Below are 22,691 nucleotides of genomic sequence, written 5' to 3'. Positions count from 1 at the left end.
TGCAGGTAACCTGAGAATAAGTAGCCTAAAAATAAATAAATGAACCTTTAAAATACTTAGCTTTTAAAAGTTACAGACACAAAAAAGCCCGTTAATATATAACGGGCTTTTTAATATCTATACGATGTGCTTTATACGATTTAAAGCTTACTTGTTCGCCGCTTGCGTGGCAGCAACTTCAGCAGCAAAGTCTTCTTGCTTCTTCTCGATGCCTTCACCAACTTCTAAACGTTTGAAACCAAGGACTTTTACGCCTTCAGATTTTAATACGTCACCAACTTTTTTCTCATTGTCCATAACATATGGTTGACGTAGTAAGGTTACTTCGTCTAGGTATTTGCGCAAACCGCCTTCGATCATTTTTTCAACAATATTGTCAGGCTTGCCAGATTCTTTCGCTTTGGCTTCGATGATGTCTTTTTCGCGTGCTAGTACATCAGCATCTACGCTTTCGTCATCTACTGCAACTGGGTTGAACGCTGCAATGTGCATGGCAAGGTTTTTACCAGTTTCTTCGCTGCCGCCTTCATAAGATACGACCACACCGATACGTAGGCCGTGACGGTACGCAGCGATATTTGCGCCTTCTAGTACTTCAACGCGGCGAATTTGAATGTTTTCACCGATTTTCTGTACTAAAGATACACGCGCTTCTTCAACGGTTTGATCATCGCTATAAGACAATTCAGAGATAGCAGCAACGTCAGTGACATTGTTTTCTAGGGCAAGATTGGCCACTTTTTCTGCAAATGCAGTGAAGTTTTCATCTTTTGCAACGAAGTCAGTTTGGCAGTTTACTTCTAGCAAGAATGCTTTGTTGTCACCTTGAGCGATGATGATAGCGCCGTCAGCTGCGATGTTACCTGCTTTTTTAGCCGCTTTCGCTTGACCAGATTTACGTAGGTTATCAATGGCAACTTCGACATCGCCGTTTGCTTCTTCTAACGCTTTTTTACATTCCATCATGCCAAGACCAGTACGGTCACGCAATTCTTTTACCATTTTGGCAGATATTTTTACTTCTGACATAAGAGTTACCTTTTATGATGTAGGTGAGTATTGTTATGTAAGGGAGTGCACGATATCTAAACGCGCTGACATTCTGTGCAATAAGTCAGTAATGCTCGGCGCGTTAATAATAAGGCATGACGAGTAAAACTACATCATGCCTATTATAGATTTCCATAAACTTTATGCGATTAATAACCTTATATGGCTGCTAATAGCTAAACTATCAAGGCATCCTTACAAAGTTAAACCTTATCGCTTAGCAATTACTCTGCTGGAGTCGCTGCTTCTTCAGTTTTCGCATCAGCTGCAGTAACAGGAGCTTGCTCAGCGTCTTGTGCTTGGTCAGCTTTACCGCCTGCTTGAGTTTGCGCATATTCTTTACCAGCGATAATCGCATCAGCAATAGAAGTTACATACAAAGTCACAGCACGGATAGCGTCATCGTTAGCTGGAATGATGTAATCAACGTTATCTGGGTTTGAGTTGGTATCAACGATACCGATAACTGGGATACCTAGATTTTTAGCTTCTTTGATAGCGATTGCTTCATGGTCTACGTCGACGACGAAGATTGCGTCAGGTAGGCCGCCCATGTCTTTGATACCGCCCAATGAACGCTCAAGTTTTTCCATATCACGAGTACGCTCTAATGCTTCACGCTTAGTCAGCTTAGCAAAAGTACCGTCTTCAGATTGTTTTTCAAGTTCTTTTAGGCGATTGATTGACTGGCGTAGGGTTTTCCAGTTAGTCAACATACCACCTAACCAGCGATGGTCAACGTATGGCATGCCAGCGCGTTGTGCTTGCTCGCGGATAACGCCGCTTGCTGCGCGTTTAGTACCGACGAATAATACTTTGTTTTTCTTAGCAGCTAGGCCGTTTACGTAAGTCAATGCTTCGTTAAACGCTTTTACGGTGTGCTCTAAGTTGATGATATGAATCTTGTTACGGGCGCCAAAGATGTATGGACCCATTTTTGGATTCCAAAAACGTGTTTGGTGACCAAAGTGAGCGCCGGCTTGTAATAAGTCGCGCATTTCGATCTTGGTTGGATTGTTTGAAGCCATGTGAAATTCCTATTGGTTGGGTTATGCCTCCACATCACAAAAACTGCCTATCTAGCGACACGCATTTGCTAACGGTTAATGTTTAACGTTTATTGAAACGGCACTAACTTTTTGCAAATTAATCAAGTCGCCAAACACCCAGCAATTTTTTGCCATGATGTGTGTGTCATTGTTTGATGGGTTGATTTAAAAATAGAGCTATGATTTGAAAGTTCAGGATAATACTGAATGATAAAAATAGCTGGGCTGTATTTTACCATATAACGCTTAGCGACTGCTAGCGCTATTATGCAGCTCCAACGGATTATTGCCCATAAAAAAACGACGTATAAACGTCGTTTTTCTTTACCTTATTATTCACTCTTATCCTTGTGTGCTCAATTTAAAACTAAGCGATAGAGATACCGATGACTGCCTTGTAGCCGCGCCATGTAAAAGGCGTGATATAGCTTTGGCGGTCTTTTGGTAAGTAAGGAATACTCGGTATGCCTTCAATGATTTTGGGCGGTGAAATAATAAAATCGGCACCAAACTCAGTACGCGCGTTACCTGAAATGGTGTTTGCCATCTCACCCAACAAGTCTTTCATCATCGTAATAGAGGAGTCAGGCTCGCCCATTACTTTAATCACTTCACGTAAAAGAATGCTTGGGGCGCTGACGTAAACGCACCCTTCAAGCGGTCCGGAGATTTTAATCATACCGCTATAATCATAACCCACGGCATTTTTATTACTGTTCAAATACGGCGTATCAATCACTACTGACTCATCATCAATCTGTGCAAAAAACGCACTGATTGAGCTTAAAAAGACGCCTAACTTATCTACATTAACCATAATCGTTTGTCGTCCGTATTAATCATTATTAGGGGCTGTGTTTAGTCTTGTAGACAAACCACAATCTCACCAATTTGACCGCGCCAACTGACTGGAATGATAAAAGAACGCCCATCTTTAGGTAGGATAATGCTTTGCGGCGAGCCTTTAAACACCAGTGGTACAGAGATATGAAACTCTGAGCCAAATTCGTTGCGCGCATTACCCGATATGGTATTGGCAACCTCACCCGCAAGATCAACCAAATTATCTTCGCTTTTATCGGTTTCGCCCATACTATCGAGGATACTATCCAATAATGAGCTGGTGGCAGAAAAATAAACCACGCCTTTTTGTACCCCTGAGATACCGATGACACCAGTGTAGTCATGGACTTTTGGCTGTTGATTTTCTAGTAAATAAGGAGTATCAACAACAAGCTCTTCATTGCCAAACTGATTAAAATAATTGGTAATGATACTCACAAAAATTTGTAACTTTTGCTCTTTCATAATATGTGTTCTTTAATAATATATTTACTAAATTGATTAGGGCGCGTCCTCATTTAAAGATAGCCGTAAAAACAAGCTAAGCTTATAAATTAAATGGAGGATACGCCCTAAATGCTAGTCTTGTACAAGCTCATACAAAGACTCTACCAGCTCTTCTTCTGAAAAAGGCTTACACAAGAATCCGCTCGCGCCCAGTGATAAAGCTTCAATACCCGTCGATTTATCAGACAACGCCGACACTACCAAAATCCGTACTTCGGGGTCTATCGCAATGATTTTTGCAATGCATTCAAGCCCATCCATTTGTGGCATGGTCAAATCCATGGTAATCACATCCGGACGATGAATATTAAATTTCTCAATCGCTTGCACACCACTGGTCGCCGTCGCCACTAGCATGAACTTACCTGAATCATAAGCACGCTGAATACGGTTTCGAATGATATTTGAATCATCAACAATCATTAATTTGTACATAATATCTTTTTATCCTTAATTACGCAGTCGGTAAGGTGATGACAAAACGGGTCATTTTGCCAAGCTCACTGTTTACATTAAGCTTACCGTCATACTCTTTTACTAAAGCCTTAATGACATCTAAGCCCACGCCGCGTCCACCATCTTCGTCCGCATGCTCTTTGGTCGAAAAGCCAGAAGTAAACAACGTTTTAAGCAACTCACCTTCCGTAAGCGTGCTTGCCTCTTCACTGTTATAGCGACCATCGGCAATTAATTTATTACGGATGCCTTCGTAGTTGATGCCTTGACCGTCATCTTGTAATACGATGATTAAGTTTTGCGCATCACGCTGCATCTCTAAATCAATACTACCGATGGCAGACTTACCAGCAGCCTGACGCGCTTCAGGAGACTCGATACCGTGTACCACCGCATTGCGTAACAACTGAATACTGATTTCCCTAACCGGTTTTTTCAGACGTTCAGGGATGGTAACGTGCGCTAAGTTATGACCATTTAGCTGTACTTGTTTGCCTTGTCTAACCGCGATATCTTGCGCAAAATCTTGATAGTAAGCTAACTGCTCATCAGCGACATCGTCATTCAAATCAATGTCATTGCCGCTGACAAAAGACGCAGTGGCAACTGATTGATTTGCTACTGACGCATGGTTGGCACTTGATAAACTGGCGGACACAGCTGCTTTTTTCATCGGCTGAGCGCTTGCATGACTCTTTGGCGCGGCTTGGTTGATACGCTCACCCAATGTCTCAATGGTGTTTGATAGGCTGAGTAAGTCATCCAAATGGACAGCCAGTGGTAAGAAGTTATTACCTGATAGCTTGCCCTGATTTTGCAGCGCATCAAGTTTGTCTTCTGCATCTGCAGCAATTTTGGTAAAGCTGTGCAGTTTAAGAGCCGATGCTTCACCTTTTAAGCTGTGCATTTCGCGATAAATCGCATTCAGTTTACCTTCAAGCTCAAATTGCGAGCTACCAGGATTTTTCAAGATATTGTTCATCTTATCGATATGAGCTTTGGTATTGCTAATAAACTCATTAATGATTTTTGGATTGACGTTTAAGATGGTGGTCAACATCTCAATTTGCATGTCGTTTTGTGAACGCTCTTTTTCTAAGCGCTGCTCCAAATAAACCGCATCTGAGACGTCATTAACGTTGACCAAAATGCGCGCAATGTCTTTGTCTTCATAAACGCGTGAAAATTTAAAGTCGAGGTAACGATTTGTTGCGCTCTCTTCACCAGAAGTATTGTGCAGCATGACTTTGTTCAACGGATTGAGTGAATCAACCAATTTTTCTTTAACACGTGGGTTATATAACTGCTCGATAAACTGACGCGTGGTTTTCAAATCCTTGTCTGAAATACGGCCACGTAGTACATCAGCAAAGTTTTCACCTGACAATCTGTCTTCACCAATAATGCCGTTTAGGGCGCGTGAATGCTGCTGACCAATGTTCAAATCTTTATCTAACAAGAATAGACCCGTATTTACGGTTTCCATGATTTCTTGCGTTTCGCGACGAGCCGCCAATGCTTCAGCATCAGTATCACGCAAACGACGTACAAAGAAGAATACGAAGATTAGGAAGTACGCAAAAATAGCCGCAACACCCAATATCTGAATCAGACGAATGGTATTTGCTTGGCGTTCAGTTTCCTTATAAACCTCACTAGTTAGTTTATCTAAAGCATCATTCATACGTAGACTAGACGTTTTAGCTTGTTCATAAGCCAATGCCAACTCATCCGAAGAATCTACTCGAATGTCACTAGCACCTTTAAGATAAGCTGTGATAAGCGGTTTTAATTTATTCCAGTCTTGCTGCGCTTCTTCTAAAGCAGCCACCTCACTCGCTGTTGTGATATCGGGAATTTTGTAAGAGTTACCGGCCTCATCATTGTATTCTGAACCCTCTCTCATACTGATTAACAATCGATCAATATCTTGCGTATTATCCTCTAATCTTTCTCGTACTCGCTTTTGATGAGGAGAATTAATATGCTCACCCACACTACTTCTTAGATCAAACAAATCTTTAATAATTGCTTGAGCGTTATTTGCAGTTTTATTAGAAATATTTACAAGCGTAGTATTGCGTTCAAGAACACTTGAGGTATAAAAAGTAAAGGCAAGCAATACCCCAATCAATGCCAAGAAGGCAGCAATCGACAGAATCAAACCGCGATAACGAGAGTTAACGCTTTGAGTTGATACAGTCATAGCACATTCCTTTTAATATATAGATAAATTCATATTTACTGTTTGTTTAAGCTGAAATAATGCCTTCTATAAACTATTCTAGAGCCGACTTTTGAAGCATTTGCTCTTGCTGTAAAGAGGTCTTGGTCAAATCCGTGCCAAACCATTTAGTCGTCAGCTTTGCATAGGTACCATCTGTTTTTAACTCTTTTAACCCTTTATTCACTTTTTTCAGTAAATCAGGCTGATTTTTATCAATAAGGAATACCTTTCGAGCACCATCAGCTCTAATACTCTCGTAGTCAAAATATCGTGGCTGTAGACTTGGCAAGTCATTAAGTGTATAGCGAAGTACACCTGAATCATCTACCACAGCGTCGACTTTATCTTGCGCCATTGCTTCCACTGCTGCAAATGTTGTGGGATATGGCTCTAAAGCACCAACTTTATAGTTACCTTGTAGAAAATATTCATAAGGTTCAGAATTGTTTAATACACCAATGCGCAGGTTACTCAAATCATTCAATGATTTAATATTTAACGAATCATCTAAATAAACAAGACTAGTAGGAAGTGGTGCGTAGGCATCAGACAATAGATATTTATTAGCACGGTCGCTACTATAAGTAAGACCAGCTGCTACTATATCTCGACTTTTACTATCTAAATTATCGAACAGACCTTCCCAAGGATCATTGTAAACTTCAACTTTGAATCCTTGGTTTTCACCAATATATTGCATCAGCTCTATATCAAAGCCAGTTACATTCCCATATTCATCTTTAAACTCATAAGGCGCATAGTTGGCTTCAGTGCCTACCTTAACAGTTGGCGCTGTATCAGGTAATTTGCTAACAAATTTTTCTTTATTTTCTACCTCTGCTTTATTAGCCAAACTAGTATCGCTTTGATTAGATGGATTTCCACACCCAAATAAACCCACACTCAGTATAATCGGTAAGATTTTATATAACTGTTTCATATCCTATCCTTAAGCCTTAACGTTATCCTACAAATAAGTGAAAAAAAATTCTGTAGAATTAGATATCATTTCACAATGTTTATTTACATAAAGTTACGTTGGATGATAGTTTAGCAAAACTCCTATTGCAACATTTATCTTCGGTTATAGCGTACAGACTTTTATATATGGCAATAAACGCATATACAATAGGAGGTAGAAACAATATTTTGACTAGGTTAACAAACAAATAAATGTTGGTTACAAAATCTCGATTTAGAGAAATCATTGGAAAAACGCGGTTTATTTGAGAAAACAACAGACATAAAAAAAGCATTCAGGCATTTGCAACGCTCTGAATACTTTTTTATGAAAGCTAATTTAACCCCAGTTCGGGATAAGGGCTCAAAAAAAGGTAAAAAAAGAAGTCCGAAGTTGCTAAAGTGAGTTTACCAAGACAAACTTCACAACAAGGACTTCTTACATGGACAACCTAACCGAACTATACTGCCATATTGACGACTTTTATCAGCAATTCAAACCTGAGTTTGACGCTCATTTAATCGCAACGGGACACCAAAGGTTAAGAGCATGCCAGATAAGTGTAGCAGAGATTATGACCATCTTGGTACTGTTTCATCAACTGCGGTATCGACAGTTTAAGGCGTTTTACTACCACCATATGCATGGCATGATGAAACGGGAGTTTCCAAATCTGCCGAGCTACTCGCGATTTATAGAGCTTGTGCCGCGCAGTATCATGCCACTGTGCAGCTACTTGCAAAGCATGATGGGCGACTGTACGGGTATCAGCTATATTGATTCAACCAAGATAGCAGTTTGTCATAACAAACGTATCTACCGTCATAAAGTCTTTAAGGGACTTGCAACCCGAGGCAAAAGCAGCATGGGCTGGTTCTATGGCTTTAAGCTGCACGCCATTATCAATCATAAGGGCGAGCTTGTATCTGTTAAAGTCACTGCGGGTAATACGGATGACAGAGTGCCTGTTAAGGATATGGCAACGCCTGTGTTTGGCAAGGTGTTTGGGGATAGAGGCTATATCAGTAAAGCCCTAAACGAGTGGCTCACAAAACACAGTGATACCACGTTGATAACCAAACTTCGGCGTAATATGAAACCCCAATTACTTGAGCCGATGGATGAGGCACTACTCAATCATCGCTCTTTGATTGAAACGGTGTTTGGAGAGCTTAAAAACTTGTGCCAAATCGAACACTCACGCCATCGTAGTGTCACGGGGTTTATCACAAACTTGCTGTCGGGTTTGATTGCTTATTGCTGGTTTCCCTATAAGCCCACCATCAAAAACATGCCTCAGCAGGGACAGGTAGCCACATTGTAAATAGTATCAATGAGTTACAATGTGGCTTATCCCGAACTGGGGTTAATTTACATGAAATTTATCGGTTAATCACTCCGCAGTATCTAAATCCAAATCACGGTCTATCTGCCAAATTAAATACGCACCAAGGCTCATGAGTACAAAGAGTGCAATACCGATTTTTAACACTGGATTGAGAGGAAATAAGTTTAATAATAAACCACCAAAAATACCGACCGAAAACATCAATGAGCCTTGCAAAGCACTGGCCATACCCGCACGGCGTTTTTGAAAGGCAAGCGCAATCGCCGAGGCGTTTGGCTGCGTCAGACCTAAACCGGCAATACAAAAGAAAATACAAGATAAAACCAGCGGTAACCATGCATCCGTACCAAAAATAATACCGGTTACAAACAGTGCCGCAGCTGAGATGACTTGCATCATCGCGCCAAAACGTAAGATACTTAAGATACGAAAACGATTGGTCAGCCATTGATTCAGCTGCGTCAAACCTACAAACCCTGCCGCATTCATCCCAAATAACCAACCAAAATGGGTGGCTGAAACGCCATAAGTATCCATGATTAATTCAGAAGCTGAGCTGATATAGACAAACATCGCGCCCATTAATAAGCCGCCACCAATCGCGGGATAGTTAAAGGTTGGGTCTTTTAACAAATCCCAATACTGACTGAGCACTTCTCTGGCAGGGCGGACGTTACGGTTTTCTTCAGTCAAGGTTTCAAAGAAGAAAAACTTGGTCAGTAATAAATTTAACGCCCCAAAGGCCGCTAAAAACCAAAAGATAGAATGCCAATTAAAGAACTTTAAAAATAAAGCTCCAAGAGATGGCGCTAAGATCGGCGCTAAACCCATGACCAATATCATAATCGAAAAGGCTTTGGCGGTTTGTTTGGCTGTCAGGCGATCACGTATTGCTGCACGCGTCACAACCGCTCCCACGCACGCGCCGAGCGCCTGAAAGGTTCGGCCGATAAACAATACGTATTCATTATCGGTCGTCGCACAGACAATCGAGGCAATCACATATAAAATCATGCCCATATATAAAGGTTTGACGCGACCGACGCGATCACTAAAAGGACCATAAAATAGCTGACCAAAAACCAGACCTAAAAAATAGGCTGGCACAGAGTTGGCCATAAAGGCGGTCGATACGCCAAAATCCTCTGCCATCGACGGCAATGCTGGCAAATACATATCAATCGATAATGGCCCGACTGCCACGATAAGCCCAAGCATCATAATCCATGCAACGGGCAAATCCGCAGAGCGCACTCGGTCAGCAGCATTGGGTTTATTGGGCAGGGAGGGTTTTGGAGCAGACATAATGAGACCATATGATAGAGGAAGGATTATTTTATTATTGATACGTGGTTTGTTGGGTAATTTTAATCGACTTTTATTACAGAACAAGCCTTTTAAAAAATACCGTCTACAAACAAGCAGCAACGCAAACACAGCAACGTAAACAGATAAAAAAAACAGATAGTGCTATATTGCACTATCTGCTTGTAATTCAATAGATGCTTGATGTGAATAAAATAAACCTATCTCACTCAAATACAGTTGCAAAATATGGCTGATTTTTTAACGGAATTGACGTTTGCCAAAAGCGGTACTGGCTTGCTTAGCTTTTCTAAGTGCCAGTTTACGGTTGCGACCAAACATCATTTTTAGTTGCCAAAATTTTTCTTTATATAGCGTGGTAGCTGGCTGGTCAAACATGGCATTGATAACGCGTTTGCTTGCTAGCACCGCATCGGGTGAGCGCTCAGCAAACTCGGCGGCAAGCTTTTGCGCTCGCTCAAGTGGCGTTTCACTACAATGGCTGACCAAGCCAAGCGCTTTGCCTTCCTCGGCATTGAAGGTACGCGCGGTCATTGCCAGCTCCTTTAAGACATCAGCGCGTACAACACCAAACCCTGATTGCGTTATGCCCATGTCAGGAACTAGGCCCCACTTGGCTTCCATAATCGACAATTTACACTCAGGATGGCTAATACGCACATCACAAGCCAGCGCCAGTTGTAAGCCTGCGCCAATACAGTAACCTTCTAAAACCGCAATCACTGGCACAGGCACATCACGCCAAACCAAACAGACGCGTTGAAAGAGACTTTGCCAAGGTTTAATAAGTTCCCATAGCGCAAACGCTTGATTCTTAGGATGGTTTAAATCGCCCAAATCGATACCAGCACAAAACGTGCCCTCTGCGCCATTAAGAATCACCGCACGTACCGTTTTATCTTTACTGATTCGACCGGCGACCGCGATTAACTCTTGCACCACTTTAAAACTCATAGCGTTCTTTTTTTCCGGTCGATTGATGGTCACCGTTATTATATTGTCAGTGGCGCTGACTTGTAATGTCTCATACTGATACGTGGCAATAGCGTGCATAATCATCCTTAATAATAAATAAAACACTTAGAGAGTTTGTTAATCCGTTTAATATTAACAGCCTTGCACTCTCCCTTCCTTATCAATAACTGACTGCTAGGGTATCGTTTAGTCTCAGCGGTTTTATGATTATCAGCTTTAAATCATTTTCCACGTCATATCATTTTCACTTAGACGATGATAATTAAGCTGCGGATACGCCGATAAATCGAGGGTTTGTAGATTGTTTAACGCCGTCAATAACGCTTCATAATAAGGCTCTAACATCGCAAATTGAGCCGGCGTGGTATGTTGAATATTTAATAAGCATTTATCTTCTAAGTCTTGGCTGGCTTGACGTAGCTGCGGCACGCCGGTATAACGGCTGCCACCTAAGATACGATGGGCAATTTGCGCCAGCGCACTGCGGTTACGGCTCTCCCAAGCCTGCATCAACGCTTGCTTTTCATCATTGATGGTATCGAGCATCATGATGATGAGCTTGGCAGCCAAATCGGGTTTATTGGCTGAGCGCGTCAACGCATCTTGCCAATTTAAAATCTCCGAGGTATCAAGGGTATTTGCGCCCATATCCGTATTATTTTTCCCGTGTGCGGTATTTACTGCTTGTTCATCTTTAGCATGCTCTAACATTTGATAAGGCGGATAAGCCAATGGTACTTGCCCCTGCCCTTGATAATGCAGATTCTCATAGTGTGGCTTTTCATAGCGTGGCTTCTCGTAACGTGGTTGGGTTTCGCGCGGCGTCTCGCGTCTATATTCTTCACGCGGCTGACTGTCACGCAAATAGTCATCGCGGATTTTCTTTAATGATAAGGGTCGGGTAATTTTTGCCGGACTCTTCACTTTAGCAACAGCACTGGCATTGGCGATACGACTATCCTCGTTATCTTTGAGCAAAGGATAAGTTGGGGTTGTCACATCTGCATAAGACGTCAAGGCGTTTTGATTCACCTCACTTTGTAGGTCAGAGCTAGGCAAATTAGAGCTATGCAAGTCAGAGCTGTATAAGTTATCGCTATGAATGGTGGTTAATGGCGGCACTGAGTCGGTACGGCCAAGCCATTTTTGCAGCACTTGTAGCAACTGTGGCTGGCTAATGGGTTTGCCAACATAGTCGTTGATGCCGCTTGCAATCAGCTTATCGCGCTCATCGGCTAAACCATGGGCCGTTAAGGCGATAATCGGAATATGATGATCAGATGTTTCGATATTACGGATTTGCCGCGCTGCTTCATGCCCTGACATACGTGGCATTTGAATATCCATAAATATCAAATCGATACTGTTTTTGTGCGCCGTACTACCTTTATCATCTGTTGTAGTATCGTCAAGATGTAATGGATTAACCGCCGATTTACTAGCATCATCACGCGCTTCGGCTTTAGATATTTGAGTTTTTTTCGACAGACTTTGGCTGTCAGCTTTAGTAGTTTTGATATGCTTAGTTTGCTGTTTACTGATGATTTCTATCGCATCAAAACCGCTGCTGGCGGTAATGACATGGATGCCAAGTTCACTTAGTAGCGCATCAAGCACCAGTAAGTTCGGCAGATGGTCATCGACAGCCAAGACGGTCACGCCCTTCCATCGCGGCTCTTGAACGCCACTCGGGGCGTTGCGTTTTTGCGTATCAAGCATGGCATAGAGCTGTCTTTTATCTAATGGTTCATACAAAATATTGGCATGATAACGATTGAGCAGTGCTTGGTCGGCGGCAACTTGATAGCCAAATACTGCAAGCTTTCCCTGATAATGCAGACGAATCTGTTTGAGCAGCGCCATCATATCGTCTTGGGTATCATCATCAACGATAACCCAATCCCAATAATTGCCGCGCTCCTTGAGCGACTCAAGTACGCCCGGTAAAGAGTTTGCTTGAGTCAGGGTAATCGGTAAATGTTGCAGGCTGGCTTTGAGCACCTGTATCGACGCGGTATGATTGATCCAAACCAGCACATTAAACTCGTCCGTATCGCTGGCAAGTGGCGCGAGCACGGGCAACTCAATCGTTTGCCCAGTTGCCGCTTCCAAGACATCTACATGCGCTGGCATTCGAAACCAAAACGTCGCTCCTTGATTAGAGATGTTTTCTTGCACATTGTCATAAAAGCCAATGTCGCCGCCCATCAGCCGCGTCAATTGCTTGGAGATGACCAGACCCAAACCGGTACCGCCATATTGCCGCGTAATCGATGGGTCGCCTTGGCTAAAGCTTTGAAAGAGCATTTTTTGGTCAGATAATGAAATGCCTTTACCGCTATCTTGCACGCTAATCATCAAATAATTATCACGATGATCGTCTAAGCTCACGCGCACGACTACATCGCCGCTATCGGTAAACTTAATGGCATTACCGACGATATTGGTCAGTACTTGCTTGAGGCGCAACGCATCGCCGTTGATACGCATCGGCACGTCGTTATAAAACAGCACCGCCATGCGCAGACCTTTTTCGGCAGCAACCGGCGATAGCATATCGACCACGTCATAAATGGTGTCATAAAGGTCAAACTCATGACGATCAAGGACCAATTTACCCGCTTCAATCTTAGAAAAATCCAAGACATCATTCACTAGCGCCAATAGATGGGCCGATGATTTACGGATGGTTTGCACGTACAAATCTTGTTCGGGATTGAGCTCGCCATGTCGCGCCAGCAAATTAATAAAACCATCGATACTGTTTAATGGTGTACGCAATTCATGGCTGATATTGGCCAAAAACGCCGATTTTGCTTGGCTGGTTGAAATCGCCGCATCGCGCGCATTACGGATAGAGATATTCTGCATTTCCATCTCATCAAATGCCAAGCGCAAATCATCTTCGGTCTGTTCGGCATGATCTTTTAAATCTTGGAAGCTGGCATGGAGACGACGTAACGTCCTGACCAGATCTTGCTGCAATAAATTCAGCTCGCCATTCGATTCAACCGGAATAGGCTGATAAAGATTGTCGACATGGGTACGTTGTAATTGCAGGCGCAGCTCATAAATCGGCGCAATCCAACGTTTTGAATAAATATTTAAGCTCAATAGCAAAATTAAAATCGTAAATAAACCCGTAATCGCGAGCGCCATGGCGATACGATAACGGGCGATATAGAGCGGCTCATTATCCATATCAATCATGAGCCACAATTGCTGCCCGTCAAACTCTCCCAAGCTACTGCCGTAAGCGGTACCAATGGGCGTTGTTTGTTGCGATAAAAAGCGCTCTGCAGATTCTATCAGCGGCCAAGCTTCCTCAGTGCCATAACCGACGCTTGCTAACACTTCATTGTTTTGATTGATAATTGCAATACGCTGGACATGCTGCTCGGACTGCATACGCCCGAGCCTATCTTGAATACCTTCTAAGGCTGTTATCGCCGCTTGCGGGTTGTCCGCTGCCTTATTTTTATCATCGCTATTCTCTACCTGTTCTTGCTCTAATAACTCAGGAACCAACTCCGCAATCGTTGGCGTATAACGAATCAGTACCGCCTCTGCTAACGCCTCTTGCTCTGAATTACTGGCACGCATGGTTTCGTAAAATACCAAAATGCCACCGACCGCTGCCAATAAACAAATCGGCAAAAACACCAATATAATCAGCTGACCATAAGCACTACTGGTATCAAAACGTTTTTTGTAAGCCATGCTGGGTTTATTCTCCACTGATTTTGGCGCTAAATGCTATTGCTGATGAATGCTACTACTGACAAATCTTGTACGGTGCGCTTGGATATTCATAACTTATTAAGCATTAAAAATAAGCCATCAAATATGACTTGCGATTATCTTAGCAGGATTCTAACGAAGGCGGTTAACCATTCCTTGGCAAACTTTTATTGCCTCACTTTTTTCTCGCTTCACTTACTCATGCACTTTCATGGCAACAAAGTTATCGTAAGCAGTCCGCTTTTAGTATTTTTTTATGCCTATTTGTTTATGCAGATAAGTACACTGCTTATCCTCAATAAAAATTTATGCATTAAGCGCAGGCGAAAACAAAATGATATAATGACGCAACTTTTTATTGACCACAATCAATCCATAACGGTCATCAAGTACTGACCTGCTATTTAAACAGCGCCTATTAAAAAACTAATAATCGATAAGGATACCTTATGTCCGCTACGGCCCAGTCAAACGCCAATTTTATTACGCAAATCACTGACCTTGCCGATTGCGTAGGTAAGACGCCTTTGGTCAAATTGAATCGCCTGCCTGAGCAAGAGCAGATTGCCAATGGCGCGGTATTGCTCGCCAAACTCGAAGGCAATAACCCTGCTGGCTCGGTAAAAGACCGTCCGGCCTTTAATATGATTTATCAAGCTGAGCAGCGCGGTGATATTAAACCTGGCGATATGCTCATTGAAGCGACCAGCGGCAATACGGGCATTGCTTTGGCGATGGTGGCGGCGATGCGTGGCTATCCAATCACCCTATTTATGCCAACCAACTCGACCCAAGAGCGTAAAGATGCGATGGCCGCTTATGGTGCGACGCTTATCGAGGTGGACGAAGGCATAGAAGCTTCGCGTGATATGGCGCTGCAAATGCAAGCCGACGGTAAAGGTATTGTACTCGATCAGTTTAACAATCCTGATAATAAACAAGCGCACTATTTGACCACCGGCCCTGAGCTATGGGCGCAAACGGACGGTAAAATCACCCATTTTATTAGCTCGATGGGCACCACAGGTACTATCACTGGCGTTGCGCAATATCTTAAAGAGCAAAACCCTGATATTAAAGTCATCGGTCTACAACCTGACGAAGAAGCATCTATCGCTGGCATCCGCCGCTGGCCTGCCGCTTATATGCCCGGTATTTTTGAAGCAGATTTGGTTGATGACATCATGGATGTTGATCAGCGGGTCGCCGAAGTTTATATGCGTAAATTGGCGAAAACTGAAGGCATTTTTGCTGGTGTGTCATCAGGTGCAGCGGCATGGGCCGCTACCGAAGTCGCAAAAGCAAATCCTGATGCCGTGATTGCTTTTATCGTTTGCGACCGCGGTGATCGTTATTTATCGACGGGCCTATATAGTGTGAATGACGCTGACGATAGCACGGATAACGCCACCCCATAAGCTTATAAATAGGCAGAATTATTTATGTCAAACGCCCTCTCGTCCAAACCTATCTTGGTCTTTGATATTGAAACGGTTGCCGATACCGAGGCTGCCCGCCGTATCTATCCGCAGTTGGCTGAGCTAAACGATGCCGATGCTTTGAGCGCATTGACAGCGCTGCGACTCCAAGAAGCAGGTCACGATTTTATGCGTTTGCCCTTGCAGCGTATTGTCTGTATTTCTGCCCTTTATATTAAAGACGGCAAATTTTCCCTGTTTTCTTTGACCGCCGATAAGTTTAGCGAAAAAGACATACTGAGCAAGTTTTTTCGCGCGTTCAGTGACCTTGAAAAGCTGCCACAGCTGATTAGTTGGAACGGCTCAGGCTTTGATATTCCGGTGCTTATTTATCGTGCCATGCAGTATGACTTATCAGCGTCGTGGTTATTTGAAGAAGGCGAGCGCATCAAAAACATGCGCTTTGATAATTACGTTAATCGCTTCCACAGTCGCCATCTTGATTTGATGGACAGATTTAGCCAATACGGTGCCAGCCGCCGCGAAGCCATGGATATCGTCGCCAGTCTTTATGGTTTGCCCGGTAAAACCGATGTCGATGGCAGTATGGTTGGCGAGTTGGTCAGCAATGGTGATTGGCAAACGTTGTCAATATATTGCGAATCTGATGTGATGAATACTTGGCTGATTTATTTGCGCTGGCTGCGATTGACAGGGCAATTGTCCTCACCAGATTTTGAGCGGTGGCAGCAGCAAAGCCGTGACTATTTGGCCCAATATACCCAAGCAGATGGCAGTCCTCGCCATCATGAGTTTATTGCTGATTGGTCGTCTGCCCCATAGCCACACTAGACATCTTAACGACAACGGCTTCCTTATTTTTAGTTATTTATCCTTTATTGCTTATTATTTATTATTAAGGCAGGTTTATGCAGCCCACCGACTCAAAAGACTTTACTACTCTAAACGTCAACCAACAGCCTAACGAGGCTCAGACTATTACTATGCCGCCAAGTAAGAAAAAATCTAAGCCTTCGTCAAAAACACGTCGCCGTTTAAAAGATGCTGAGCCATTACCCTTTAAAATAGATGGCTTGTCGCATGACGGTCGCGGCGTTGCTATTTATGGCAATGGTTTCGGTGAAGCCGACGGTCATATCGAAGACAAACATGGCAAAAAGATTTTTGTCAGCTTTGCATTGCCGGGCGAAAGCGCCTTAGTCAAAATCACCAATAGCCGTAGCAGTTTTGAAGAAGGCGATGCGGTGAGCGTTACTGCCAATCCAAACCCTGAGCGCGCTGTAGCACCTTGCCCGCATTTCGGTGTTTGCGGTGGCTGTAGCTTGCAACATTGGCAGCCCGATGGTCAGATCAACTTTAAGCAATCGGTGCTTGCTGAATTGCTTATGCATCAAGCCAATGTTGAACCAGAGCATTGGCTCGCGCCCGTGGTTGGCGATCGCTTAGGTTACCGTACCAAAGCGCGACTCGGCGTGCGTTATGTCGCCAAAAAAGAAACTGCCTTGGTTGGTTTCCGTGAGCGCTCAAGTAACTTCTTAGCGGAATTAAATGAGTGCCATATCTTAGACCCGCGTATTGGCTTTGAGATTGAAAATCTAAAAGCGCTTATCAGCACGCTTGAGAGTCGTGACAAGATTGCTCAGCTTGAATTAGCCATGGGCGAAGCGCTACCAGAGCTACCTGATGGTAATCAGCCGGTTGCACTGATTGTACGTAACTTGGCACCATTATCAGATGCGGATATTGAAAAATTAAAAAGCTTCTTTGCAGCGCGTAATTGGCAGCTCTATTTACAATCAAAAGGCGCCGATAGCATTCAGCGTATTGCCTTAACTGAGCATGACGATATGACTGAGCAGTTTGGGCGCTTATATTATCAATTACCTGAGTATGATTTGACCTTTGAATTTATCCCAACCGACTTTACTCAAGTTAATTTATCGGTCAATCGTCAAATGACCAAGCTTGCTTGTGATTTGTTAGACTTAAAAGCGGGTGAGCGGGTGCTCGATTTATTCAGTGGTTTGGGTAACTTTAGCTTACCACTCGCGCGTTTGGTCGGCGAAACTGGTGCGGTGGTCGGCGTTGAAGGCAGTGAAGCCATGACTGCCCGCGCGGCCGATAACGCACGCCGCAATGGCATTACTAATACGGAATTTTATAGCCAAGACTTAACACAAGATTGCACCGATAAACCTTGGGCCAATCAAGGCTTTGATGCATTACTCATCGACCCACCGCGTTCGGGCGCGTGGGAGATTATGCAGTATCTGCCAAAGTTCAATGCCGAGCGTATTGTCTATGTCTCTTGTAACCCTGCTACCCTTGCCCGCGATACCAAAGCTTTGTTAGAGCAAGGCTATCGTTTGACGCATGCAGGCGTGATGGATATGTTCTGTCATACCGGCCACGTCGAATCAATCGCACGCTTTGAGAAAGTGTCCGCTTAGCATCAATTTTAATGATGTTTAAAGTAAGGTGTTTCAAAAGACTTTATTTTAGGGCAGCGTGTTTTAATACACGCTGTTCTAAAACACCAAAATAACGTATGACAGATATAAATAAAGACGACCTTTTTTAACCTATTAATTTAAGCAAAAATGGCCTGAACGATAGGGATAAAAAGGCGTTATGTTATCGAAAGCGACATTATCATTACAGAGCCTTGCTTGATTTGTCATTGTGACATGAGATAATAACAGCCAATGTATTTAGGCTTTCTTCAACAAGATATCGTGAGTATCCTTTATCCTTACTCAGCGCTTTATATATTATTTATGTCTGTCATTTTATAGCTGCTAAAAATGGATTTTTTAGCGGCTGAATTGATTTATAGCTGACACTTTACCTATGGAAACCTAAAAGTGTGGTTGGTAAATGGGCTTTTAATCAATTTAGAATAGCTAAGAGGAGTGGGCTATGGTAAAAATTCGTGAAGGGCTACCGCTGGTAGATGGACAAACCACGCAAGCCGATAGCGCAACATTGGCCGCACAACTGGTCGCGAGCCAACGCTCTCATCAGTCTGCCAATAGCTATGCCCAAATTCCACACGACATCAAATATCAGCTGTCTACTCATAAACTGCATACTACCTTTGATCGCTCTGCTCAGTATGCTTACCACAGCCATGACCCTAACCTTGAAGATGAATATTTAAACAATCAATTGCTTAATGATGCCAATGCGCTTTCGGCACAAGAACTAGAAGCCATTGATTTAGATCAGATAAATATCGACGTCCCTACTTGGCTGGATAATGTTGCCAAGCGTATCGGGCAAGAGTCTGTGCCCAATCTTGCTAGCGCTTGCGAATTTATCCGCAGTCATATGAATACCAGTGAATCTGAACGTTCAGGCGCATATGTCACCGGTATTGCCATGACCGATATCTTGACTTACCTTTATCAAGATGAAAATGCGCTTGTCGCCGCGATGCTTTATCGTAGCGCCCGCAAATCGATTATTAGCCTCGCGGAAATTGAAAAAAAATTCGGTGCCGATATCTCAACCTTGGTCAAAGATACCTTGGCGATGGGAAAACTGTCCGAAATCATCGAAAGCAATAAGCGCTTAGAAGACCATTTCGTTAATAATCAGCGTGATCAGCTCTCCAACATTTATAGTATGCTCATCTCTGTGACCAACGATGTCCGCGTGGTGCTGATTAAACTGGCTGAACGTACCTTTGCCATGCGCGAACTGACTTTTTCTGGTGAAGAACGACAATATCGGGTCGCGCGTGAGGTTATGACCATTTATGCGCCACTGGCTCACAGGCTGGGCATTGCCCAATTAAAATGGGAGCTTGAAGATTTAGCCTTTCGCTATCTGGCGCCTGAGCGTTATAAAGAGATTGCCAAACTTTTATCAGAAAAACGCAGCGAACGTGAGTCTTATATTCAGCGCGTACAAGATAAGCTCAATGAAGCGTTGGCGGAAGCGGGTATCGAAGGCGAGGTTTCAGGCCGCGTCAAGCATATTTATTCTATTTACCGAAAAATGAAGCTCAAAGGTTTATCCTTTGATCAGCTATATGACATTCGCGCGCTACGGGTCTTGGTCAATAATCCTTCAGATTGCTATCACGTGTTGGGCTTGGTACACGGTTTATGGCGCTATATCCCTGAGCAATTCGACGACTATATTACCAATCCAAAATCAAATGGTTATCGCTCGCTTCATACCGCCGTTATTGCCGAAAATAAATCGCTAGAAGTACAAATTCGTACTCAAGAAATGCACTTCGAGGCCGAGCTTGGCATGTGCGCACACGTCAATTACAAAGAAGGCCTGAAAAATAAAAAGGACAATTACCTTAACCAAAGAATCAGCTCATTACGTCAGCTCTTATCGATTAATAACGAAACGCGCAATCAGCCGCGCTCAGCATTACTGACTGGCGAAGAATTAGAAGAAATCGAGTTCGACGATGATGAGCAGTTGGTTGATTTCGATGAGCTCGAGCGTATTTATATCTTTAGTCGTGATGGCGATATTACCGAGCTGCCAAAAGGCGCCACTGTACTGGACTTCGCTTATTATGTACACACGCAAGTCGGTAACCGAGCGCAAGCGGCGCGCGTCAATCAGCGCTATGTGCCGCTGACTTACCAGTTAAAAACGGGCGAACAAGTTGAGATTATTACCAAAGCCTCGCGTGAACCCAATCGCGATTGGCTAGTCGCCTCGCTCGGTTATATTCATACCAATCGCGCGCGCTCAAAACTGCGTCAATGGTTTAATAAGCAAGACCGCGATAAAAATATCGAGATAGGTCGCCAAATGCTCAGTAAAGAGCTTGAGCGCTTGTCGGTGCACCCAAACAGTATTGATTTAAACGATTATATCCAGCATTTTAACGTCAATAATACCGATGATATCGTGGTTGGTTTGGTCACGGGTGATATCAGTCTTAATCAATTGACCAGTCATATTTCACGCCAGTTAGATTTAGAGCCTGAAAAACCTGAAGAAGATTTCACCCCAAGTATCGATACGAGAAACGCGGGGAAACTTGATGCTTATAAAATCCGTATCGATGGTTTGGATAATATCGAGATTAACCTAGCCGGCTGCTGCCATCCTGTCCACGGTGAACCTATCGCAGGCTATATTACCTTATCGCGCGGCGTCAGCGTACATAACCGTGGCTGCCCCGAATACCTGCGCTTGATTGAACGGGATCCTGAGCGTGAAATTGAAGCCGCTTGGACAGTTAAAGCTGGTCGTTATCAGCCGGTAGATATCCATGTCGAAGCCTATGACAGGCGCGGGTTACTGCGTGATTTGACCCAAATTATTGATAAAGAAAATGTCAATATTCGTCAGGTTGAGACGCTCAGTAACGATGACAATATCGCCTTTTTAAAGTTTCATATTGAAGTTTCAGGGCTCGCGCATTTGTCTAAGTTACTTGCCAAGCTCGAGCAGCAGCATGGTATTTTGCATGCTCGCCGTGCTGTTGTTTGATAGCTTAAACTTTAAAATCTTTGAAAATAACCTTTATATATAATAGAGTCTGATAAGAAATACTATGCCTGAGTTGCCGGAAGTAGAAACCACCAAAACCAGCCTGACACCTTTATTAGGTCAACAAGTGGTCGATGTCAAAGTTTTTCAACCAAAATTACGCTGGTCGATGCCCGATGATTTAAACCAACTGGTTGATTATACTTTGGACAGTGTCGAGCGCCGAGCGAAGTATTTAATCCTAAATTTTATACCGCTCACTTCTGTTAATACCAACGCTTCTATTCAGCCAAATAGCTTAGCACCGCGTCAACTTTTGATTCACCTTGGTATGTCGGGTAGCTTACAGCAACATAGCTATGGCACCGATAAGCGTAAACATGACCATTTAGTAGTGACATTTAGCGGCGCTGATAATAGCCAAACACAGCTACATTATTATGATCCGAGGCGATTTGGCTCAGTGCTATGGTTTAAAGATTACGGTCATAAGCTTTTGGATCATTTGGGTCCCGAGCCATTATCAGCAGATTTTACCGCTGATTATTTATATCATTTAATACAGCGCTCGGACAATCCAAATCAAACCTTGGATAACAACATAGCTAACAAAACCAATAGCAAGCAGCCTATCAAGCGCGCGATTAAATCAGTAATTATGGAGCAGCAAGTCGTTGTTGGCGTTGGTAATATTTATGCAACTGAAAGCCTTTATTTATCAGGTATTCATCCGGCAACACCAGCCAATGAAGTATCTCATGAGCAAATAGTTATCTTGGTTGAGCATATCAAAGCCATTTTAAAAAAGGCCATCACGCTAGGTGGTTCCACATTACGCGATTTTGCCGTTGCCAGCGGTCAAACCGGCTACTTCCAGCAAACTTTAAATGTTTATGGTAGACAGGGCGAAACCTGTCCGCATTGCGATACGCTATTAGAAAATATTAAGTTAAATGGGCGTGCCAGTGTCTTCTGCCCTAACTGTCAGCCTACTAAATAATCCATTTCTAAACTCCCTCACAGCTGAAGATTTAAAAAGTCTGCAAAGCTATAAAGCACTGAATTGCCACAATGAATACTTTTTATGGAAATCTGATTTAACGCTATTAAAAACTCCATTCAAACTTATTCGTTTTAAGAAACATCTTTCATATAAATATATCCTGCGCATTTTTGTTGCTTATTGACTTAAATCTTGCTTTAATAGTGCCAATATTTACATAAATAGTGCAAAGCGTTTATTTATCTGTAATATTAAAACTATTTATCAATGCCTATCGTTGTCGCATTATTTCTA

General features: G+C 43.1%; 16 protein-coding genes. 6 read left to right on the top strand and 10 right to left on the bottom strand.

The window, feature by feature from the left end:
* Positions 1 to 147 precede the first annotated feature (147 nt).
* The 7 genes from tsf to ACPEGP_RS11360 form a co-directional block, all read right to left on the bottom strand.
* Complete coding sequence (tsf, locus tag ACPEGP_RS11390; RefSeq protein ID WP_144297563.1) at positions 148 to 1,029, bottom strand: translation elongation factor Ts; 882 nt, start codon at positions 1,027 to 1,029, stop codon at positions 148 to 150.
* Between the two features lie 245 nt (positions 1,030 to 1,274).
* On the bottom strand, positions 1,275 to 2,078 hold the full coding sequence (gene rpsB, locus ACPEGP_RS11385) for a 30S ribosomal protein S2 (protein WP_423813486.1): 804 nt from the start codon (positions 2,076 to 2,078) through the stop codon (positions 1,275 to 1,277).
* 388 nt (positions 2,079 to 2,466) lie between these two features.
* Positions 2,467 to 2,916 carry a chemotaxis protein CheX gene (locus ACPEGP_RS11380; RefSeq protein ID WP_423813485.1) on the bottom strand — a complete coding sequence of 150 codons (450 nt, stop codon included), beginning with the start codon at positions 2,914 to 2,916 and terminating at the stop codon, positions 2,467 to 2,469.
* Positions 2,917 to 2,957: 41 nt separating this feature from the next.
* Positions 2,958 to 3,407, bottom strand: coding sequence for a chemotaxis protein CheX (locus ACPEGP_RS11375; protein WP_423813484.1), 450 nt, complete (start codon positions 3,405 to 3,407; stop codon positions 2,958 to 2,960).
* Between the two features lie 114 nt (positions 3,408 to 3,521).
* Positions 3,522 to 3,884 (bottom strand): response regulator, encoded by a 363-nt coding sequence (locus ACPEGP_RS11370; protein ID WP_201610307.1) that lies wholly within the window; start codon positions 3,882 to 3,884, stop codon positions 3,522 to 3,524.
* Positions 3,885 to 3,903: 19 nt separating this feature from the next.
* Positions 3,904 to 6,111 (bottom strand): ATP-binding protein, encoded by a 2,208-nt coding sequence (locus ACPEGP_RS11365; protein WP_423813483.1) that lies wholly within the window; start codon positions 6,109 to 6,111, stop codon positions 3,904 to 3,906.
* A gap of 73 nt (positions 6,112 to 6,184) precedes the next feature.
* Positions 6,185 to 7,072 (bottom strand): substrate-binding periplasmic protein, encoded by an 888-nt coding sequence (locus ACPEGP_RS11360; RefSeq protein ID WP_423813482.1) that lies wholly within the window; start codon positions 7,070 to 7,072, stop codon positions 6,185 to 6,187.
* Between the two features lie 463 nt (positions 7,073 to 7,535).
* On the opposite strand from ACPEGP_RS11360, the gene ACPEGP_RS11355 reads away from it, so the two are divergent.
* Positions 7,536 to 8,417: an IS982 family transposase gene (locus ACPEGP_RS11355; RefSeq protein ID WP_423813481.1), complete on the top strand. Its 882-nt coding sequence runs from the start codon at positions 7,536 to 7,538 to the stop codon at positions 8,415 to 8,417.
* 69 nt (positions 8,418 to 8,486) lie between these two features.
* On the opposite strand, the gene ACPEGP_RS11350 is transcribed toward ACPEGP_RS11355, so the two are convergent.
* From ACPEGP_RS11350 to ACPEGP_RS11340, 3 genes are all read right to left on the bottom strand, one after another.
* Entirely contained in the window at positions 8,487 to 9,746 is a 1,260-nt protein-coding gene (locus ACPEGP_RS11350) for a multidrug effflux MFS transporter (RefSeq protein ID WP_288726224.1), read from the bottom strand.
* Positions 9,747 to 10,007: 261 nt separating this feature from the next.
* On the bottom strand, positions 10,008 to 10,820 hold the full coding sequence (locus tag ACPEGP_RS11345; RefSeq protein ID WP_286797680.1) for a crotonase/enoyl-CoA hydratase family protein: 813 nt from the start codon (positions 10,818 to 10,820) through the stop codon (positions 10,008 to 10,010).
* A 138-nt stretch (positions 10,821 to 10,958) separates the two neighbouring features.
* Positions 10,959 to 14,462, bottom strand: a complete 3,504-nt coding sequence (locus tag ACPEGP_RS11340) for an ATP-binding protein (protein ID WP_423813480.1) — start codon at positions 14,460 to 14,462, stop codon at positions 10,959 to 10,961.
* Positions 14,463 to 14,932: 470 nt separating this feature from the next.
* Here ACPEGP_RS11340 and cysM point away from each other — a divergent pair, with 470 nt between their 5' ends.
* From cysM to mutM, 5 genes are all read left to right on the top strand, one after another.
* Positions 14,933 to 15,901, top strand: a complete 969-nt coding sequence (gene cysM / locus ACPEGP_RS11335; RefSeq protein ID WP_286797677.1) for a cysteine synthase CysM — start codon at positions 14,933 to 14,935, stop codon at positions 15,899 to 15,901.
* Between the two features lie 24 nt (positions 15,902 to 15,925).
* A complete protein-coding gene (locus tag ACPEGP_RS11330) occupies positions 15,926 to 16,744 on the top strand; it encodes a 3'-5' exonuclease (RefSeq protein WP_288726222.1) in 819 nt (272 codons plus the stop codon).
* 86 nt (positions 16,745 to 16,830) lie between these two features.
* Positions 16,831 to 18,372 carry a 23S rRNA (uracil(1939)-C(5))-methyltransferase RlmD gene (gene rlmD / locus ACPEGP_RS11325; RefSeq protein ID WP_423813479.1) on the top strand — a complete coding sequence of 514 codons (1,542 nt, stop codon included), beginning with the start codon at positions 16,831 to 16,833 and terminating at the stop codon, positions 18,370 to 18,372.
* A gap of 469 nt (positions 18,373 to 18,841) precedes the next feature.
* Positions 18,842 to 21,394, top strand: a complete 2,553-nt coding sequence (locus ACPEGP_RS11320; RefSeq protein ID WP_198328495.1) for a RelA/SpoT family protein — start codon at positions 18,842 to 18,844, stop codon at positions 21,392 to 21,394.
* A 64-nt stretch (positions 21,395 to 21,458) separates the two neighbouring features.
* Positions 21,459 to 22,394: a bifunctional DNA-formamidopyrimidine glycosylase/DNA-(apurinic or apyrimidinic site) lyase gene (gene mutM, locus ACPEGP_RS11315; RefSeq protein ID WP_423813478.1), complete on the top strand. Its 936-nt coding sequence runs from the start codon at positions 21,459 to 21,461 to the stop codon at positions 22,392 to 22,394.
* Positions 22,395 to 22,691: the final 297 nt, after the last annotated feature.

This window comes from Psychrobacter sp. 219-2-C, assembly GCF_049560815.1.
In the GTDB taxonomy this organism is placed as follows: Bacteria; Pseudomonadota; Gammaproteobacteria; order Pseudomonadales; family Moraxellaceae; genus Psychrobacter; species Psychrobacter faecalis.
Note: the sequence above shows the minus strand (reverse complement) of the source record. Positions and strands in the feature narration are given on the sequence as shown.

What these genes read in the sequence shown, in the direction of transcription:
- tsf (WP_144297563.1), bottom strand. Translation starts at nt 1,029, where the DNA reads ATGTCAGAAGTAAAAATATCTGCCAAAATGGTAAAAGAATTGCGTGAC.
- rpsB (WP_423813486.1), bottom strand. Translation starts at nt 2,078, where the DNA reads ATGGCTTCAAACAATCCAACCAAGATCGAAATGCGCGACTTATTACAA.
- ACPEGP_RS11380 (WP_423813485.1), bottom strand. Translation starts at nt 2,916, where the DNA reads ATGGTTAATGTAGATAAGTTAGGCGTCTTTTTAAGCTCAATCAGTGCG.
- ACPEGP_RS11375 (WP_423813484.1), bottom strand. Translation starts at nt 3,407, where the DNA reads ATGAAAGAGCAAAAGTTACAAATTTTTGTGAGTATCATTACCAATTAT.
- ACPEGP_RS11370 (WP_201610307.1), bottom strand. Translation starts at nt 3,884, where the DNA reads ATGTACAAATTAATGATTGTTGATGATTCAAATATCATTCGAAACCGT.
- ACPEGP_RS11365 (WP_423813483.1), bottom strand. Translation starts at nt 6,111, where the DNA reads ATGACTGTATCAACTCAAAGCGTTAACTCTCGTTATCGCGGTTTGATT.
- ACPEGP_RS11360 (WP_423813482.1), bottom strand. Translation starts at nt 7,072, where the DNA reads ATGAAACAGTTATATAAAATCTTACCGATTATACTGAGTGTGGGTTTA.
- ACPEGP_RS11355 (WP_423813481.1), top strand. Translation starts at nt 7,536, where the DNA reads ATGGACAACCTAACCGAACTATACTGCCATATTGACGACTTTTATCAG.
- ACPEGP_RS11350 (WP_288726224.1), bottom strand. Translation starts at nt 9,746, where the DNA reads ATGTCTGCTCCAAAACCCTCCCTGCCCAATAAACCCAATGCTGCTGAC.
- ACPEGP_RS11345 (WP_286797680.1), bottom strand. Translation starts at nt 10,820, where the DNA reads ATGCACGCTATTGCCACGTATCAGTATGAGACATTACAAGTCAGCGCC.
- ACPEGP_RS11340 (WP_423813480.1), bottom strand. Translation starts at nt 14,462, where the DNA reads ATGGCTTACAAAAAACGTTTTGATACCAGTAGTGCTTATGGTCAGCTG.
- cysM (WP_286797677.1), top strand. Translation starts at nt 14,933, where the DNA reads ATGTCCGCTACGGCCCAGTCAAACGCCAATTTTATTACGCAAATCACT.
- ACPEGP_RS11330 (WP_288726222.1), top strand. Translation starts at nt 15,926, where the DNA reads ATGTCAAACGCCCTCTCGTCCAAACCTATCTTGGTCTTTGATATTGAA.
- rlmD (WP_423813479.1), top strand. Translation starts at nt 16,831, where the DNA reads ATGCAGCCCACCGACTCAAAAGACTTTACTACTCTAAACGTCAACCAA.
- ACPEGP_RS11320 (WP_198328495.1), top strand. Translation starts at nt 18,842, where the DNA reads ATGGTAAAAATTCGTGAAGGGCTACCGCTGGTAGATGGACAAACCACG.
- mutM (WP_423813478.1), top strand. Translation starts at nt 21,459, where the DNA reads ATGCCTGAGTTGCCGGAAGTAGAAACCACCAAAACCAGCCTGACACCT.